The organism is Phenylobacterium sp. (assembly GCF_041916435.1).
Lineage (GTDB): Bacteria > Pseudomonadota > Alphaproteobacteria > Caulobacterales > Caulobacteraceae > Phenylobacterium.
In genome coordinates this window covers 152364-168823 of the sequence record NZ_JAYRZM010000004.1, presented here as the reverse complement: position 1 = coordinate 168823, position 16460 = coordinate 152364, and the positions used below count along the sequence as shown (strand labels likewise).

The 16460-nt window shown below is 71.3% G+C and carries 22 protein-coding genes; 13 read left to right on the top strand and 9 right to left on the bottom strand.

Annotated elements, in window-relative coordinates:
• Positions 1-41: 41 nt before the first annotated feature.
• Positions 42-1256, top strand: a complete 1215-nt coding sequence (locus tag ACE3TA_RS12280) for a CaiB/BaiF CoA transferase family protein (RefSeq protein ID WP_374574030.1) — start codon at positions 42-44, stop codon at positions 1254-1256.
• On the opposite strand, the gene ACE3TA_RS12275 is transcribed toward ACE3TA_RS12280, so the two are convergent.
• A complete protein-coding gene (locus ACE3TA_RS12275; RefSeq protein WP_374574028.1) occupies positions 1253-2680 on the bottom strand; it encodes an HWE histidine kinase domain-containing protein in 1428 nt (475 codons plus the stop codon). The two genes, ACE3TA_RS12280 and ACE3TA_RS12275, sit on opposite strands and share 4 nt — an antisense overlap.
• 177 nt (positions 2681-2857) lie before the next feature.
• Between ACE3TA_RS12275 and ACE3TA_RS12270 the strand changes: the two genes are divergently transcribed.
• From ACE3TA_RS12270 to ACE3TA_RS12260, 3 genes are all read left to right on the top strand, one after another.
• Positions 2858-3178: a hypothetical protein gene (locus tag ACE3TA_RS12270; protein ID WP_374574026.1), complete on the top strand. Its 321-nt coding sequence runs from the start codon at positions 2858-2860 to the stop codon at positions 3176-3178.
• A complete protein-coding gene (locus tag ACE3TA_RS12265) occupies positions 3175-3558 on the top strand; it encodes a hypothetical protein (RefSeq protein WP_374574024.1) in 384 nt (127 codons plus the stop codon). The genes ACE3TA_RS12270 and ACE3TA_RS12265 overlap by 4 nt, the downstream gene beginning before the upstream one ends.
• A gap of 93 nt (positions 3559-3651) precedes the next feature.
• Entirely contained in the window at positions 3652-4287 is a 636-nt protein-coding gene (locus tag ACE3TA_RS12260) for a superoxide dismutase (protein ID WP_374574022.1), read from the top strand.
• On the opposite strand, the gene ACE3TA_RS12255 is transcribed toward ACE3TA_RS12260, so the two are convergent.
• Positions 4263-5207: a diacylglycerol kinase family protein gene (locus ACE3TA_RS12255; RefSeq protein ID WP_374574020.1), complete on the bottom strand. Its 945-nt coding sequence runs from the start codon at positions 5205-5207 to the stop codon at positions 4263-4265. The genes ACE3TA_RS12260 and ACE3TA_RS12255 overlap by 25 nt on opposite strands.
• Before the next feature lie 190 nt (positions 5208-5397).
• On the opposite strand from ACE3TA_RS12255, the gene ACE3TA_RS12250 reads away from it, so the two are divergent.
• From ACE3TA_RS12250 to ACE3TA_RS12235, 4 genes are all read left to right on the top strand, one after another.
• The gene (locus ACE3TA_RS12250; RefSeq protein ID WP_374574018.1) at positions 5398-5742 is read left to right on the top strand and encodes a YMGG-like glycine zipper-containing protein; all 345 of its coding nucleotides are present in this window, start codon (positions 5398-5400) and stop codon (positions 5740-5742) included.
• A 76-nt stretch (positions 5743-5818) separates the two neighbouring features.
• A complete protein-coding gene (locus tag ACE3TA_RS12245) occupies positions 5819-6268 on the top strand; it encodes an OmpA family protein (protein ID WP_374574016.1) in 450 nt (149 codons plus the stop codon).
• A gap of 266 nt (positions 6269-6534) precedes the next feature.
• Complete coding sequence (locus tag ACE3TA_RS12240; RefSeq protein ID WP_374574014.1) at positions 6535-6735, top strand: hypothetical protein; 201 nt, start codon at positions 6535-6537, stop codon at positions 6733-6735.
• Between the two features lie 19 nt (positions 6736-6754).
• Positions 6755-6970 carry a hypothetical protein gene (locus ACE3TA_RS12235; protein ID WP_374574012.1) on the top strand — a complete coding sequence of 72 codons (216 nt, stop codon included), beginning with the start codon at positions 6755-6757 and terminating at the stop codon, positions 6968-6970.
• Positions 6971-6994: 24 nt separating this feature from the next.
• Here ACE3TA_RS12235 and ACE3TA_RS12230 read toward each other — a convergent pair whose 3' ends face one another.
• The 3 genes from ACE3TA_RS12230 to ACE3TA_RS12220 form a co-directional block, all read right to left on the bottom strand.
• Entirely contained in the window at positions 6995-7678 is a 684-nt protein-coding gene (locus tag ACE3TA_RS12230; RefSeq protein WP_374574010.1) for a Fe2+-dependent dioxygenase, read from the bottom strand.
• Positions 7679-7704: 26 nt separating this feature from the next.
• Entirely contained in the window at positions 7705-10005 is a 2301-nt protein-coding gene (locus ACE3TA_RS12225) for a TonB-dependent receptor (protein WP_374574008.1), read from the bottom strand.
• A 90-nt stretch (positions 10006-10095) separates the two neighbouring features.
• Entirely contained in the window at positions 10096-11250 is a 1155-nt protein-coding gene (locus ACE3TA_RS12220; protein WP_374574006.1) for a PepSY-associated TM helix domain-containing protein, read from the bottom strand.
• A 175-nt stretch (positions 11251-11425) separates the two neighbouring features.
• Here ACE3TA_RS12220 and ACE3TA_RS12215 point away from each other — a divergent pair, with 175 nt between their 5' ends.
• Positions 11426-11608, top strand: a complete 183-nt coding sequence (locus tag ACE3TA_RS12215; RefSeq protein ID WP_374574004.1) for a hypothetical protein — start codon at positions 11426-11428, stop codon at positions 11606-11608.
• A gap of 11 nt (positions 11609-11619) precedes the next feature.
• On the opposite strand, the gene cysQ is transcribed toward ACE3TA_RS12215, so the two are convergent.
• Both cysQ and ACE3TA_RS12205 read right to left on the bottom strand, forming a co-directional pair.
• Positions 11620-12378, bottom strand: coding sequence for a 3'(2'),5'-bisphosphate nucleotidase CysQ (gene cysQ / locus ACE3TA_RS12210; RefSeq protein WP_374574002.1), 759 nt, complete (start codon positions 12376-12378; stop codon positions 11620-11622).
• Complete coding sequence (locus ACE3TA_RS12205; protein ID WP_374574000.1) at positions 12375-12563, bottom strand: DUF3553 domain-containing protein; 189 nt, start codon at positions 12561-12563, stop codon at positions 12375-12377. The genes cysQ and ACE3TA_RS12205 overlap by 4 nt, the downstream gene beginning before the upstream one ends.
• A 62-nt stretch (positions 12564-12625) precedes the next feature.
• Between ACE3TA_RS12205 and chpT the strand changes: the two genes are divergently transcribed.
• The 3 genes from chpT (at position 12626) to ACE3TA_RS12190 (ending at position 14561) form a co-directional block, all read left to right on the top strand.
• A complete protein-coding gene (chpT, locus tag ACE3TA_RS12200; protein ID WP_374573998.1) occupies positions 12626-13282 on the top strand; it encodes a histidine phosphotransferase ChpT in 657 nt (218 codons plus the stop codon).
• Positions 13283-13371: 89 nt separating this feature from the next.
• Positions 13372-13737: a response regulator gene (locus ACE3TA_RS12195; RefSeq protein WP_374573996.1), complete on the top strand. Its 366-nt coding sequence runs from the start codon at positions 13372-13374 to the stop codon at positions 13735-13737.
• Positions 13734-14561 (top strand): protein-glutamate O-methyltransferase CheR, encoded by an 828-nt coding sequence (locus ACE3TA_RS12190; protein WP_374573994.1) that lies wholly within the window; start codon positions 13734-13736, stop codon positions 14559-14561. Before ACE3TA_RS12195 ends, ACE3TA_RS12190 begins: the two co-directional genes overlap by 4 nt.
• 4 nt (positions 14562-14565) lie before the next feature.
• Here ACE3TA_RS12190 and ACE3TA_RS12185 read toward each other — a convergent pair whose 3' ends face one another.
• Positions 14566-15432 (bottom strand): helix-turn-helix domain-containing protein, encoded by an 867-nt coding sequence (locus ACE3TA_RS12185; RefSeq protein WP_374573992.1) that lies wholly within the window; start codon positions 15430-15432, stop codon positions 14566-14568.
• Between the two features lie 176 nt (positions 15433-15608).
• Here ACE3TA_RS12185 and ACE3TA_RS12180 point away from each other — a divergent pair, with 176 nt between their 5' ends.
• Positions 15609-16196: an outer membrane protein gene (locus ACE3TA_RS12180; protein ID WP_374573990.1), complete on the top strand. Its 588-nt coding sequence runs from the start codon at positions 15609-15611 to the stop codon at positions 16194-16196.
• 121 nt (positions 16197-16317) lie between these two features.
• Here the strand turns inward: ACE3TA_RS12180 and ACE3TA_RS12175 are convergent, their stop codons facing one another.
• Positions 16318-16455, bottom strand: coding sequence for an entericidin A/B family lipoprotein (locus ACE3TA_RS12175; RefSeq protein WP_374573988.1), 138 nt, complete (start codon positions 16453-16455; stop codon positions 16318-16320).
• Between the last annotated feature and the right edge of the window lie 5 nt (positions 16456-16460).

Here is a 16460-nt window from a genome sequence, read left to right as displayed (position 1 = left end):
CAACCACGCCGCCGACAAGACCATAAGGGAGGTCCCCCAAGGTGAACTCGAAGACGCCCGAAGCCGAAGGGCCGCTCGCCGGTCTGCGCGTGATCGAGATGGGCAGCCTGATCGCCGGCCCGTTCTGCGGCCAGATCCTGGGCGACTTCGGCGCCGAGGTGATCAAGCTGGAGGACCCGGGGACCGGCGATCCCATGCGCCAGTGGGGCCGCAGCCTGCCCAAGGGGCTCTCGCCCTGGTGGCCGGTGATCGGCCGCAACAAGAAGTCGGTCACCGTCGACCTGCGCAAGCCGGAGGGCCAGCAGATCGCCCGCGACCTGATCGGCAAGGCCGACGTGCTGGTGGAGAACTTCCGCCCCGGCGCCATGGAGAAGTGGGGGCTGGACTACGCCTCGCTCTCGGCGAGCCATCCGGGCCTGGTCATGGCCCGCGTCTCCGGCTTCGGCCAGACCGGGCCCTACGCCAAGCGGCCCGGCTACGGCCTGATCGGCGAGGCCATGGGCGGGCTGCGCTACGTCACCGGCGATCCCGACCGCCCGCCGGCCCGCGCCGGCATCTCCATCGGCGACAGCCTGACCGCCATGCACGCGGTCATGGGGATCACCATGGCCCTGCACGCGCGCCAGCGCACCGGCCGCGGCCAGGTGATCGACGCGGCGCTCTACGAGAGCATGCTGGCGGTGATGGAGAACCTGGTCACCGAGTACGACCTGACCGGCTATGTGCGGGAACGCTCCGGCTCGATCCTGCCGGGCATCGCCCCGTCCAACGCCTATCCGGTGGTTGGCGGCGAGTTCATCCTGATCGGCGGCAACGGCGACACGGTGTTCGCCCGCCTGTGCGAGGCCATGGGCCGGGCCGAGCTGGCCAAGGATCCGCGCTTCGTCGATCACGCCTCGCGGGGGACCAACCAGAAGGAGCTGGACGCGCTGATCGCCGACTGGACCCGCGGCTTCGAACTGGGCCCGCTGCTGGAGCTCCTGGAATCCCACGGCGTGCCCAGCGGCCGCATCTACCGCGCCCCGGACATGCTGGACGATCCGCAGTTCAAGGCCCGCGATTCCATCATTGAGACCGACCACCCGGTGTTCGGCCCCATCAAGATGCAGAACGCCTTCCCCAAGCTGTCGGAGACGCCCGGCCGCGTGCGCTGGCCGGGGCCCGCGCTCGGCGAGCACACCGACGAGGTGTTGGCGCAGGTGGCCGGCTACGACGCGGAAAAGATCGCCGGCCTGCGCGCGGCGAAGATCGTCTAGGCCGGCTGCGATCGGCGCTGGAGCAGCTCGCCCACGGCCGCGGCCACCTGGGTCACGTCATAGGGCTTCCTGATGATCGGCGCGTCGAACCCGGCGGGAGCGCCGGCCGCCCCGCCGTAGCCGGTGGCGAAGACGAACGGCACCCCGCGCTGGGCCAGCACCTCGGCCACCGGCGTCACCGACTGGCCGTTCAGGTTGGCGTCCAGCACCGCCGCGTCGATCTTCTGGTCGAGCAGGCCCATGGCCTCGTCCAGCTCGTAGGCCGGGCCGATCACCTCCGCGCCAGCCTCCTTCAGGCCGGTCTCCAGCTCCAGGGCCAGCAGCACCGCGTCCTCGACGATCAGGATGCGCGCGCCCTTCAGGTCGGCCTCGCCGGCGGCGACGGGCGCGGCCTCGGCCGCCCGCGGCTTGGGCGCCTGGGGCACCGTCTCGGGCCGCTCCACCAGCGCCGAGGGGCCGGCCTTGAGGCGGGCGCGAAGGCCGCCGGGATTGTATTCGATCGAGGTCTCGCCGTTCAGCTCGCGGCCGGTGACCTGGCTGAGCAGGGTGGTGCCGAAGCCGTGGTGCGACGGCGGCTGCACCGACGGGCCGCCGGATTCCAGCCACAGGAGCTCGAACCCGCCGCCTTCGCGCCGGCCCCAGCGCACGTCCACCCGGCCCTGGTCGGTGGAGAGCGCGCCGTACTTGAGCGCGTTGGTCACCAGTTCGTGCAGGGCCAGCGACAGGGCGTTGGCCGCCCGCGGCGTCAGGAAGAGCTCCGGCCCCTCCCACCGGGTCTGGCTGGGGGCCAGGCCGCCCAGCTCGGCGGCGGCCAGATGGTCCACCGCCGCCCCGCGCCAGCGCGCGGCCGTGAGCAGCTCGTTGGCCGAGCCCATCGACTTCAGCCGCCCGGCGAAGGTCTGCAGGAAGCTGTCCAGCGAGGTGGTGCGCTTGGCCGTCTGGAAGGCCAGGGCCTGCACGGCGGCCAGCACGTTCTTCACCCGGTGGTCCAGCTCGGCCATCAGGGTCAGGCGCTGGCTTTCCTCCAGCTTGCGCTCGGTGATGTCCTCGACCACGCCGATCGCCGCCTGCGGCCGGTCCTCAACGTCGCGCACCGGAACCCCAGCGCATCGGATCCACACGTTGCGGCCGTCGTCGGGGCGGACGAGGCGGAACTCCACGTCGAACCGGTCGTCGTTCTTCAGCGCGGCGACCACCGCCTCGCGCAGCGGGCCGCGGTCGTCGGGATGGACGGCCGTGTAGAACGGTCCGGTGTCGCTGGCGTCGATCACCTCGCCCGACAGGCCCAGGATTTCGCGCGTGCGCTGGTTGATGACGAAGACGTCCCCGGCGCGCCGCCACTCGAACTCGCCCAGCCCTGCAGCCTGCAATGCGAGCTCCAGATCGGCTCGGCCCAGGCTTCGGGGCGCTGAATCGTCGGTCATGCAGCGAACATAGGATGGGCAGCGGTTGGAGGCGACAGAAACGAGCCACAATTCCGCCATGCAAGCACAGGTTTCGGCGGGACCCGCCGTTGCACGGGGCTGGGAACCGCCTAACATAAAGGCCTTGGCCATTTCCGCCGCGCGAAGGGCGGCGGGTGGACTGTGGGAGATTTGAAAATGCCTGCCAGCGCCGAACAGGTCGTCGAAGACGCCAAGGCCGCCGCCACGGCCGCGGCCAACGGAGCCACCGCCCTGAGCGCCGAAGCCCAGCGCAGCTTCCAGGAAGCGGCCAAGCGCTTCGAAAAAGCCGTCCACGAAGGCGTCGAGCAGATCCGCGCGCAGTCGCGCGCCTATGCCGACACGGCCGGCCAGCAGCTTGAAGAAGCTCAGCGCTACGTGAGCGAGCGCGTGAAGGAGCGGCCGCTGACCGCGACGGTCGCCGCGCTCGGCGTGGGCGTGCTCGTCGGCCTGGTCCTCGCCGGCGGCCGCCGGCGTTGATCGGCAAGGCCTACCTCGCCTTCATCGGCGTCATCGCCATCTCCACGGCCGCGGCCGCGGGGATCATTGCGGCGTGCTACGCCCTGTTCGCCGCGCTTGCGCCCTGGCTCGGGCCGGCCGGCGCTTCGGGCCTGGTCGCCGCCGCCGTCTTCCTCATCATCGGCCTGATCGGCCTGATGATCGCCGCCGGAACCGGCCCGCGTGCGCGTGCGAAGGCCGAGCAGGACCTGCCGGCCAAGCTCATCCAACTGGCCCGCGACAAGCCGATCGTGGCGGTCGGCGCGATGATCGCGGCGGGGGTGGTGCTGGCCCGCAACCCCAAGATCGTCGCCACCGCCGTGACCGCCTTCATGGCCGGGCGCGGCGATCGCAAATCCTGAAATTTTGATCGAACCAAACCACTTCGCATGGGTTACGACGGCGCCGTCCGTTAAGACGTAACCCTCTTCCCCCCGCAGAACCCTGGAAGGCCGATGTTCGTACTCCCTGACCTCACCTACGCCTACGACGCGCTTGAGCCGGTGATCTCGTCCAAGACGATGCATCACCACCATGACAAGCACCACGCCAAGTACATCGAGGTGCTGAACCAGCTCCTGAAGGACTCCGGCGCCGCCCCCGCCACCATGGAAGCGGCGATCCGCGACGCGGCCGGCAAGAACGCCAAGGTGTTCAACAACGCCGCCCAGGCCTGGAACCATGCCTTCTTCTGGCTGTGCATGTCCGGCGAGTCCAAGCCCCTCGGCGGCGACCTGGCGGCGGCCATCGAGCGGACGTTCGGCGGGGTCGAGGCGCTGAAGACCGCCTTCGTGAACGAAGGCATCGGCCACTTCGGCTCCGGCTGGGTCTGGCTTGCGGCCGAAGGCGACACGCTGAAGGTCGTCTCCACCCACGACGCCGGCTGCCTGGTGACCGAGGCCGGCGTGACCCCGATCCTGGTCTGCGACCTGTGGGAGCACGCCTATTACCTGGACCACCAGCAGGACCGTAAGGGCTTCCTGGAAGCCTGGTTCGACAAGCTGGTGGACTGGTCGTTCGCCGGCCAGCAATACGCCGCCGCGCGCGGCCAGGGCGCGGCCTACGCCTACCCCGCCGCCGTTCCGGCCTGATTGGAAAAGGGCGGCGGCTCGCCCCGAGCCGTCGCCCTTTCGCCGTCGCCACGCCCCGGCGGCATGAGCAGACGCGCCGCCTGACGGCGAATGCAGGCGTGGGCCACGTGCTCCAGCCGCACGGGCTCACCGTCCAGAAGCGCCGGAATGTGTCCGGCCGCCCATACCTTGACGCCGCGCGGGCGATCGAAACGCTCGGCGGCGTTCGACCGCACGGCCTCCAGCGCCGCCGGCAGGCCCAGGTCGAAGGCCCGCGCCGCGCCCGCGGCGTTCAGCGACACCGCCTCGAAACCGTCCGCGCCGTCGCCGCGCCCCTGCGAGACCAGCGGGCCGACCAGCGCCAGGGCCTCGGCCTTGCCCCGCTCGCAGCTGTCCAGGCAGAACCTCAAGCGGCCGGTCAGCGCCCGCCGCACGGCGCGCCAGTGCGCCGACCTCGGCCGGCGCGGGCGGCTGGCGGCCGGGCCCAGGGCCGGCGCGCCCAGCACCGCCGCCGCCAGGAAGACACGCCCGTCGATCTCGCCGCCGTCCACCAGGCGCGCGCGCCCGCGGCCGAGGGCCAGCCTCAGGGCGTCCGGCCAATCGCAGGACCCGTAGAGCGCGCGGGCCAGCACATTCGACGGGCCGCCGGGCAGCGGCGCCACGGCCGGGCCGTCCGCGCCGCAAAGCTGAACCGCCGCGCGCACGTCGGCGTCGCCGCCCAGCACCGCCAGCACGTCAGGGCCGGCTTCAGCCGCGCGGCGCAGGCTGTTGGCGATCTCGGCGGGCTCGGGCGCGTGGACGCGCCCCTCCATCCCCAGGTCGGCGAGAAGCCGCGCGGCCTCTTCCGCCGCGCCCGGCGAGGCTCCGAACGGCGAAGCGCCGATCACCATCTCCACGCGGCGCGCCACGAACGGCGCGTCGGCGGGGGCCCTCTTCAGCACGACGTGACCCGGGTCGGGCCAAGGCGCCGAACGCGCCGCGAACTCATGGGCGACCCTCCATGCCCTGGGATACCCCTTTGGCCGGCCCTGGGCAAACCTCGGCGGCCGGCGGGGGCTTGCGGGAACCGCCGGAGCGGCTCAGCGTTCGAGCCTTGGGCTCTCGCGCGGGGGCGCTTGAGGAGAGCGAGCGATGTGGAAACCTATTGCCGCCGTCGCGACGGCGGGCCTGCTGGCGGCGGCCTGCACCAGCACCGGCAATGTCGAGCGGAACGCCGCCGGCGGCGCGGCCCTCGGGGCGCTGGCCGGCGCGGTGATCGGCAACAACGTCGGCTCCGGCGACGCCGGCACGGGCGCGGTGATCGGCGCGGCCGTGGGCGGCACGGCCGGCGCGGTCAGGGGCTGCCGCCAGGACGGCGGCTGCGGCGCGGCCCAGCCCAACCACAGGCAGTACTACGACGAGCGCGTGGGTCGCTATTACTACTACGACTCCCGCACGGGCCGTTACTATTGGGAGGACGGCAGCCCGCGCACCTGAGCGCGGCCGCCGACACGAGCGGGGCGGCCGGACGCCATGCCGGCCGCCCTTTCGTCATTTCTGTTCAGGGGGCGCTATGAGACATCTCGCAGGGCGATGGCGGTCGACGGCGGTGGGCGCGGCGCTCGCCGCCGCGACGCTCGGCGGGTGCCAGCACGTCACCGCCCTGGGCCGCCCGCCCTGCCAGGACCGGGTCGTCCACATCTATTTCGAGACCGACTCGGTGACCGTCACCAAGGAGGCCCGCGCCGTGCTCGCCCAGGCCTCGGCGATCCCCAAGGCCTGCCGGATCGACCGGGTCGACGTCCTCGGCCTGGCCGACGCCACGGGCGCGCCGGAACACAACCTGGAGCTTTCCAAGCGCAGGGCCCAGTCGGTCACCGCGGCCCTGGCCGACGCCAATCTGCCCGCCGGGGAGTTCGCCATCGCCGCCGCCGGCCAGACCGGCTCGGTGACCCCGAGCGGCGCGGCCCAGCCGGTCCGCCGGCGCGTCGACGTGGTCCTGCGCCTGTCGCCACAACATTGAATCGCTGAAGAAAAGGCGGGCCCGGGGCCCGCCTGGAAGTCAGCATCATCGAGAAAAGGGGTGCGGAGACGGCAGGCCGGCATGATCGCCGGCCTCAAGTCGGGGGGGGCGTCGCCGCCTCCGCAACCTTTAAACGAATCGGCCGCGCGATCCGTTCCCCTGTCCAGCGAAAATTTTACGCGTTCGCCGCGATGGGAACGCCTTGCGTGCGCCAAAGGTTACATCCGTTGGGAAATCGACCCCGACAAGGCCCGGAGGGCGAGCGGATGATCGACCACAGAGCTCCAGCGACCACGGGACTGGTCCTGTTCCAAACCCTGCCCCATCGCCAGCGCGCCGCCCGCCGACGCCTCGTGGCGATCGCCGGGGCGATCCTGCTGGCGGCCGGCGGCTGGATCGTCGGCGCGGTCACGGCCGCGCCCGCCGGGCCGGCGGCGCTGGGGCCGTTCAGCTACTTCCCCTTCTAGGCATGGAAGGAGGCCGCCCATGGCGCCCAACCTCGCCACCCGATTCAACGCCGCCCGGGCCCGCCAGGGGCGGCTCGGCCGCGACGTCTTCTGGGTGCTGCTGATCTCCACGTTCCTGGCGTTCGTGGCGCTTCTGGCCAGCTGGGGCTGGAACGCCGGCCGGCTGGCCGCCACCGAGCCCGACCATGACGCCAAGGCCGCCACGGCCCAGACCTTCGACGCCGCCGCGCCCTAGATCCGCCGCCCCGGAACGCCGCGCCTAGAGCTCCGCCCACATGCGCAGCAGGTTGTGGTAGGTCCCGGTGAGCGCCACCACCGATTCCTCGCCCTGGCCCAGCCGCGTGGCCAGCCGCTGGATGGCGATGTCCATCTCGAACAGCAGCGTGCGGCGGGCGTCCTCGCGCACCAGGCTCTGCATCCAGAAGAAGCTGCACACCCGCGCCCCGCGCGTCACCGGCTCCACCTCGTGCAGGCTCGACGAGGGATAGAGGATCATGTCCCCCGCCGGCAGCTTCACCTGGTGGGCGCCGAAAGTGTCGTCCACCGTCAGCTCCCCGCCGTCGTAGTCGTCGGGCTCGCTGAGGAACAGGGTCGCCGACAGGTCGGTGCGGATGCGCGTGCCGCCGCCGCGCGACTGGCGGATGGCGTTGTCCACGTGGCGGCCGAAGGTCTGGCCGCCAGCGTAGCGGTTGAAGAGCGGCGGGAACACCTTCTGCGGCAGGGCCGCTGCGACGAACAGCGGATTGCGCGCCAGGGCGTCCTGGATCAGCTCGCCGGCCCAGCGCGCTGCCTCGGAGTCTTCCGGAAGCTGCTCGTTGCGCTTGGCCAGCGCGCTCTGCGAGCCGGAGGTGGCGTTGCCGTCGACCCATTCGGCCGCGTCGATCACCGCGCGGACCTCGGCCACCTGGGCCTTGGTCAGCACCTCCGGGACATGCAGCATCATCGCCGCTCTCCTTGCTGCGTCCGCGCTCAGAAGCGGAGGTTGAGGGTCAGGATCGCCTGCCGTCCCGGCCCGTAGTCGGCGTGGTGACGCCCATTGGTCCGCAGAATGTAGTCCTCGTCGGTCACGTTCTGCACGTTGAGCTGCAGGTCGGCCTTGTCGTTGATCCGATAGGACGCATAGGCGTCGAAGCGCCAGTAGGCGGGCGCGTAGACCTCGTAGCTGCCGCCGCCGGAGCCGCCCTGGTTGCCGCCGTAGCTCTTGGAGACGTAGTAGGCGCCGCCGCCGAAGCTGAAGGCGGTGGTCAGCTGGTAGGTGCTGAACAGGCTGAAGCTGTGCTCGGGGGTGTTGGCCAGGGGCTGGCCGACCTGGGCGTTGTCGTAGGCGCCCTTGACCAGTTCGCTGTCCATGTAGGTGTAGCCGCCGAACACCTTCCAGCCGGGCAGGACCTCGCCGGACGCGCTCAGCTCGACCCCCTGAACGCGGGCCTCGCCGGCCTGGGCGTAGACCCCGTCGTCCACCTCGATCTGGGCGTTCTTGCGCTCGGTGCGGAACACCGCCGCCGAGGTCGACAGCTTGCCGCCCAGCAGCAGCCACTTCACCCCGGCTTCCACGCTGGTGGTCTCCTCCGGGTCCAGCACCGAACCGGCGAGGTTGCCCGAACCGGTGGACGAATTGGTGTTCTGGTCGCCGCCCGAGATGGTGGGAGGCGTCGATGAGGTGCCGTAGGAGACGTAGAGGCTGCCGCTCTCGGTCGGCTTGTAGACCACGCCCGCCTGGTAGTTGACGAACGACCAGTCGCCGGAGCTCGGGGTGATCGTCGTGCCGGTGATCACGCCCTTCGAGCTCGTGACGCTGACGTTGTAGCCGTCCACCTCGAAGCTGTCCCAGCGCAGGCCCAGGTTCACCAGCCAGTGCTCGCCGAACTTCAGCGTGTCGAAGGCGTAGACGCCCGCGGTCTTGCTGGTGCTGACGCTGGCCGGGGCGCGGGTGATGGTCCCGGTCCAGGGATCGGACGGGTTGGGCGAATAGACCAGCGTGCAGTCGTCGACGCCGGCGCTGGTCACGGTGTTGGTGAAGCCCGTCGGGCAGCTCGCGCCGGAGGTCGTATAGATCACGTAGCTGGCGTTCTTGTTGCGCTCGCGCGACAGCTCCAGGCCCACGTCGAAGCTGTGCTCGACGCTCCCGGTGACGAACTTGCCGTAGACGTCGGTCAGGCTGGCGACGGTGTCCGTCGGGTTCCAGCGCGACTTGGTGCCCCGCTTCATCCACCACTGGCCGTCGATCAGCTGCGCCGCGCCGCCGTCGCCGGGGTTGGTCAGGATGTAGTCGTTCAGGGTCTTCGAGTAGCGGAAGACGTTGCGGATCGTGAGGTTCGAGGTCACGTCGCGCTCGGCGATCAGCGTGGCGATGTCCGCCCGCGTGGTCTGGTAGTCGCGCGCGGTCAGCCCGTAGAAGCTGGAGCGATCGACGTTCAGCACGCCGCTGTCGGTGCGCGGCACGTCCGGCGTCTTGGCCCACAGCGGCACGCCGTAGTCGGGCATGTTGTCGGCGTCCAGGTGGTAGTAGCTCAGCGTGAAGCGGGTGTCGGTGCCCAGGCCGATGGCGTAGGCGCCGGCCACGCCCCAGCGGCTGAAGTCCACCACCTCGCGGCCGGGGGTGTCGCCCTGCGTGCCCATCAGGTTCAGGCGGAACGCCGAGGTCTCGCCCAGCCGGTAGTTGGCGTCGATCGTCCCGCGCAGATAGGACGAGGTGCCCGCCGCCGCCGAGGCGCGCACGAAGGTGTCGAGCTGCGGCCGCTTGGTGGTCAGGTTGATGCTGCCGCCGCCGGAGCCGCGGCCGTTGTAGGCCGAATCCGGCCCCTTGATCACTTCCACCTGCTCCAGGTCGAAGACCTCGCGGATCTGGCCGCCGGTGTCGCGCACCCCGTCGACGAAGACGTTGTTGCCCGAGGCCTGGCCGCGGATGAACGGCCGGTCGGCCAGGGGCTGGCCGCCCTCGCCCGCGCCCAGGGTGATGCCCGGCGAGGCGCGCAGGATGTCCTGCAGCGAGGTCGCGGCGGTCTCCTCAATCACCTCTCGCGGGATCACCGTCACCGAGCGGGGCGTGTCCACCAGGGGAGCGGTGAACTTCGGAGAGTCCGGCTGCTCGGCCAGCTTCGCCTCGACGTTGACCCCGGACACCTCCACCGGCGCGTCGGCCGCGGCGTCAGCCGCCTCGGCGGCGATCGCGTGCGGCGCCAGCATCAGACCCGCGAGCCCCGCGACGGCCCCCGACGCGAAGGCCCGTCGGGCATAGGCCCTGACGCCGTGCGATTGCTGACTGTTCATCATTCAAGCCCCTGGAAATTACCGTCACAATGCGATTGCGACGCACTCCTATATCCCCTGCGAACGACTCGCAATGAGAATCGTTCGCAACTATTCGGCCGCCGCCAGGCGCGCCTCCATCGCCCGGCGTCGCGCGCGGCGACGCAGCCACATCACCAGCCCCGTCACGCCCAGCACCGCCGGGGCCAGGCCGGCGACGAAGATCACGATCTGCCAGACCAGGCCGGTGTCCGATCCGTCGTGGATGCGCCGCATCCAGCGCGAGACCGGGTCCTGGGCGCCGCGCGGCCGCTCCACCGCCTGGCGGGCCTGGCCGGTGGCGTCGGCGACCTCGATGGTCGACGGCCGCACGCCCTCGGCCCCCACGAACTGCACGCGCCACACCGGCTCGCGGCCCGCCTGGGGCGCGCTCACCGATTGCAGCGGCGCGCCCAGCGCCAGGCCCTGGGCGCTGGCCACGGCCTGGTCGATGGTCAGCTTGGGATGACGCAGGGGCGGGGCGAAGGCGCCGCGCGGACCACCGCCCGGGCCGCCTGGCCCCCGGGGCGCCTCGGCCACGCCGAACAGCGCCCGGCTCGTCTGCGGAAAGGAGATGTAGACGCCGGTCAGCGACAGCACCGCCAGCGGCAGACAGATCCAGAAGCCCACCATGTGGTGCAGGTTGAACATCGTCGAAGGCCCCCGCCGCCAGCGCAGCGCCTTCAGGAAGGCCCCGTTGCGCGGCCACCAGAGCCAGAGCCCCGTCGCGCAGCTGACGAACATCGCCCAGCCGAGCCAGCCCACCACCTTGCGGCCCACCTGCGGGATCAGCAGGCTGCCGTGCAGGCGGTGCATCACGCCGACGAAGCTCGCGCCGCTCTCCTCCACGGCCAGCACCCGTCCGCTCGGCGGGTCGATCCAGACGTTGACGCTGCTCGGCCGCGCGCCCGGCGCCGGCCGGCCCACGGCGCGGCCGACGGCCGAGACGGGATCGCCCGCGCGCTCGGGCATCCGCAGTTGGGTCAGCGCCGCGCGGCCGGCGAAGGCGCCCTCCGCCGCCTTGGCGTAGGCCGACGCCGGCAGCGCGGCCTCCTCGCCGCTCACCGCGTAGCGCCCCGGATGGAGCGCCCGGTCGACGCCGGCGTCCCACACCAGGATCGACCCCGAAACCCCCAGGGGAATCAGCACGATCATCAGGCCGACGCCGATCCAAAGGTGGACGTCGAGCCAAAGGCGGCGCAGGCGCGCCATGCGCGAAACGGACATGGGCCTTCTCGTAAGCGGGACTTTGGAAGGCTCGTATCGCGAACGATTTGCACTAGCAATATAAATGCGACGCACTCGCATGATTTGCCGAAAACGCGCCCGTGAAGCCGCGTCGGCGCGCGGCTTGCAACCACCCGCCCGGAACGACGGTTAGGTCTTCCAAGAGGACTGGATCATGAACACGCACAGCCTGGACGACCCGCTACGCCCGCTGCTCTGGCTGGCGATCTTCGCCTTCTGCGTCGGCTTCGCCGGCTTCCTGGCGCTCAGCCGCGATCCGCTGCGCGCGGCGCACGCCCCGTCAAGCCTCGCCACCGCGCCGGCCGCGGCGTCGGCCGCCCTCGGCGACGACGCCTGAACTGAAGCGCCTCAGGCGCCCCGCGCCACGAAGAAGCCGTTCCTGAAGCCGTCCTGCGCCTTGCCGTAGTTGAAGGGCGCGCCCTCCAGCGTGGTCAGCCGGCCGCCGGCCGCCTCCAGCACCGCGTGCCCCGCGGCGATGTCCCACTCCATGGTCGGCCCGTGGCGCGGATAGATGTCGGCCGCGCCCTCGGCGATCCGGCACAGCTTGATCGACGAATCCATCGGCTTGGGATGATCGAAGCCGTAGCGCTGGATCAGCTCGCGCAGGTGGTCTTCCTTCATCGTGTGGCTGATCAGGGCCACCGCCGCGCCGTCGGGCCAGGCGCGCGCCCTGACCGGCTCGGCCTCGCCGCCGTTCACCCGCTTCAGCGCCCGCCCGCCCTGGGTGAACCAGGTCTCGCCCGTGGGCGGCGCGGTCACCGCCCCCGCCACCGGCCGGCCGTTGTCGATCAGCCCGATGTTGACGGTGAAGTTGGGATCGCCGCGCACGAACGCCTTGGTGCCGTCCAGCGGGTCCACCAGGAAGAAGCGCGGACCGATCTGGTCGGGCGTGCCGAATTCGCTGGCGTCCTCCTCGGAAACCACCGGCACGCCGGGAAAGGCCTCGGCCAGGCGTTCCAGGATCAGCGCCTCGCCGCGCTGGTCGGCCTCGGTCACCGGGCTCTTGTCGGCCTTGGTCGACACCTCCAGTCCCGAACGCCACAGCGGCAGGATCAGGCGCGCGGCCTCTTCGGTGATGTCGGCCAGCTTGGCGCCCACGTCGTTCATCGCGCCGCCCTCGGATCGTCGCCCACGAACACCAGGCGCACCGCCTGGCCGTCGATCACCTGCTTGCCCGCATGCTCGAAGTTCACCGTCACCCGACGCCCCGCTACCGATTGCACCTGCCCGACGCCCCACTCCGGCTCGGTGGGATGGCGCACCAGCACGCCCGGCTCGAGGAAGGGATCCATGGGCTTTCCTAGTCATCGCCGCCCGTTTTCCAAAGACCCAAATCAGGCCAAGGTCGCCCGCGATGATGGATGACGCCCCGCCCGCAGCCGCCCCGCGCACCGCCGAAGTCGCCGCCTTCCTGGCCGCGCGCATGTGTCACGACTTCATCAGCCCCGCCAGCGCCATCGTCTCCGGCCTCGACCTCCTGGAGGATCCCACCGCCCAGGACATGCGCGAGGACGCCATGAACCTGATCGCCTCCAGCGCCCGCAAGCTGGCCGACCTGCTGGCCTTCACCCGCGTGGCCTTCGGCGCCTCGGCCTCGGCCGAGACCTTCGACGTGCGCGACCTGGAGAAGCTGGCCCGGGGCGTCTTCGCCCACATGCGCGCCGAGCTGGACTGGTCGCTGGAGCCCGACGCGGTGAACAAGCCCGCCGCGCGCACCCTGCTCAACCTGGCCCAGATCACCGGCGCGGCCCTGCCCACCGGCGGCGTGGCCGAAGTCCGCGCGGTGCGGCGCGGCGACGCAGTGGCGATCGCGGCGGAAGCCAAGGGCGGCAAGTGCCGCGTGCGGCCCGAGGTGCTGGCCGGTCTCAGGGGCGAACCGCGCGGCGAAGGCCTGCACGGCCATTGGGTTCAGGCCTATTACGTGCACCTGTTCGTCGGCGACGCGGGCGGGCGCGTGTTCGCCGAGGTCAGCGACGAGGGGGTGGTGTTCGCCGCCTCGATCCCGGCCTGAGCAGGGCTTCGTCCACAATTTTCGGCTCAGGCCAAACCGCTCCTTAACCACCACCGCGTCACAACGGGCACGGTTGGAGGGAGCCCTCTTTGAAGACCTGCCTTGTCGTCGACGACAGCCGCGTGATCCGCAAGGTCGCCCGCCGCATCCTGGAGGACATCGGCTTCGACATCGCCGAGGCCTCCGACGGGATGGAGGCGCTGGCCTGGTGTCGCGCGGCCATGCCCGACGCGGTGCTGCTGGACTGGAACATGCCGGTGATGAACGGGATCGAATTCCTGCGCCACCTGCGCCAGGAGCCGGGCGGCGACAAGCCGACCGTGGTCTTCTGCACGGTCGAGGCCGACCTGACCCATATCCGCGAGGCCCTTGAGGCCGGCGCGGACGAATACATCATGAAGCCGTTTGACGGAGACATCATCGCCTCCAAGCTCGCCGAAGTGGGGCTGGTGTGAAGATCGAGCATCGCATCCTGATCGCCGACCTGTGCGCGGCGCGCGCCGGGCTGAAGGTCGATCCGGACAAGACCTATCTGCTGGAGAGCCGGCTTGCGCCCGTGGCGCGGCGCGAAGGCTTCGCCTCCCTCGCCGAGCTGGCCGAGGCCGTGCAGGCCAACCAGGAGGAGAAGCTCGCCTGGGCCGTCGTCGAGGCGATGGCCGCCGGCGAGACCGCCTTCTTCCGCGACCGCGAGCCGTTCCGCCTGTTCCGCGACGAGGTGCTGCCCGCCCTGGCGCGCCGCCGCGAAGGCCGGCCGATCCGCCTGTGGAGCGCCGGCTGCGGGTCCGGCCAGGAGGTCTATTCCCTGGCCATGATCGTGGACGAGATGCGCGGCGCCCTCGGCGGAGCGCGGGTTGAGCTGTTCGCCTCCGACATCTCCGAGCGCGCCCTGGAGAAGGCGCAGAGCGGCGTCTACACCCAGTTCGAGGTGCAGCGCGGCCTGCCGATCCGCAAGCTGGTCGACCACTTCGAGAAGGTCGACGAGATGTGGGCGATCTCGCCGAGGATCCGCCAGATGGTCCGCTGGCGGCGGGTGAACCTGGCCGCCGACTTCGCCGGCGCGGCGCAGTTCGACATCATCTTCTGCCGCAACGTCCTGGACATGATGCTCGAGCGCGTCCAGGCGCGGGTGCTGGACAACCTGGCCAAGGCGCTCGCGCCGGACGGCTTCCTGTTCCTGGGCCAGGCTGAGAGCCCCGCCGGGCTGACCCACGCGGTGCAGCCGGTCGCCGGGCGCAGCGGCCTGTTCATGCGCAATCCCGCGCACCGCGCGGCGGCCTGACCGCTCAGGCGCGGGCCAGGGCGGCGCGATAGGCCGCCGGCGACATCCCCAACTGTCTGTGGAAGGCGCTGGTCATGTGCGCGTGGCTGGAGAAGCCGGCGCGGAAGGCCACGCTGGCCAGGTCCAGGTCGGTGCGGCCCAGCAGCTCGCGCACCCGCTCGATCCGGCGCGACAGGATGAACCTGTGCGGCGCCTCGCCCATGGTGTGGCGGAAGGCGCGGGCGAAATGGGCCTCGCTGAGGCCGGCCACCTGCGCCAGTTCGCCGACGGAGATCTTCTCGTCCAGCCGGCTTTCGATGTGCTCCAGCACCCGGCGCATCCGGAACGGGGCGATCAGGCCCCGCCCGCGCTGCGGCGCGCCGCCGTCGATCACCTGCACCGCCCGCGCCAGCATGGCCTGGCCGATCGCCTCCAGGTAGTCGCGGTCCGGCACGGCCTCCTGCAGCAAGACGCGCCGCGCCTCGTGGGCCAAGGCCCGCACGCCGGGATCGGCGATGTCGCCGGACGGCTCGCCGGGCTCCGGGTGGTCGGCCAGCGCCGTCTCGTCATAGGCCAGGGTCAGCACCTCCAGCGGATCGGGATGGCGGAACACCGAGCGCACGCCCGGACGCAGCAGGGCGAAGGTCTCGGCGCGGGAGGAGACCGCGCGCGGCCGGCCGCCCTCGACGGCGGCCTCGCCCTGCGCCGCGCCGAACGCGAACGCCAGCATGGGCCGCTCGCCGTCGTGCCGCAGCTCGAAGGCCGCCGCCGGCTGGAGCCGCAGCGTCACTGAATTGGCCTGGAAGCTGAGGGCCTCCGCGGCCGCCGGCGCATTCGCCGCGGCCAGGGGCCCGTTCGCCGGGCCGGAAGCCCGCGCGATGGAACGCAACATCTACTCACTCACTCCGAAGCCGCCCCCGGCTGGCTCTCAGGTATGCGCGCTTCGCCGCTGCGCAACGCCGCAGCTTTCTGAAAATCGGGCCTGTTGCGTGAAAGCGACGCTCCGTCGGCGGACGCATCTCCCTCGCCATCGCAAGACGCCCGGCGCGCCGGGCAGGAGAAAGAAAAATGAAGCGTATCACTCTCATGGCCGCGACGGCCGCCGCCGCTGGCGTCGTCGCTCTCGCGGGTTCGGCCTCGGCTCAGGACGCCGGCTGGTATGTGCAAGGCAACCTCGGCGGCGACTTCCAGAGCAAGATCGACGGCTCGCCCAGCGCCAAGGCCAAGAACGGCTGGGCCGTTTCCGGCGCCGGCGGCTACGCCCTGGGCAACGGCTTCCGCGTGGAAGGCGAGGCCCTCTACCTAGACGGCGACGTCAAGGGCTCGGCGGGCGGCACGGCGAAGACCTGGGCCGGCTTCGCCAACGGCTACTATGACTTCAAGACCAACTCGAACTTCACGCCCTTCGTCGGCGCGGGCATCGGCTTCGCCAACGTCAAGGTGGACGGCGGCGCCGTCAACGACGACGACACCGGCTTCGCCTACCAGCTCAAGACCGGCGTCGACTACAAGTTCAACGACCGCCTGACCGGCGAGGCCGCCTATCGCTACCTGGGCGTGACCAGCGTCACCCTGGGCTCCGGCGCGAACCGCCTGGACGGCGACTTCACCGACCAGGCCCTGACCGTGGGCCTGCGCTACAAGCTGGGCTCCTGATCCCCCACCCCGCGAGCACGCGCTCCTGAGCCCCCCAAGGCGGCTCGTGGGCGGGCCCGGCGTCTTCCCCCGCTTATCCCCCGGAGGCGGAAGACGCCGGGCCCCTTTTTTTCGCGATCGGCTAGTGCTGAGCGTCCTGCGCCGTGTCCTTCACGGCCGTGCCGGCGGCCTTTATGTCCTCACCGGCGCCGGCGATGGTGTTGCACGCCGCAACGGCCAGGCTGGCGAACGCCGCCGCCACGATGATCATCTTGCGCATCCGGT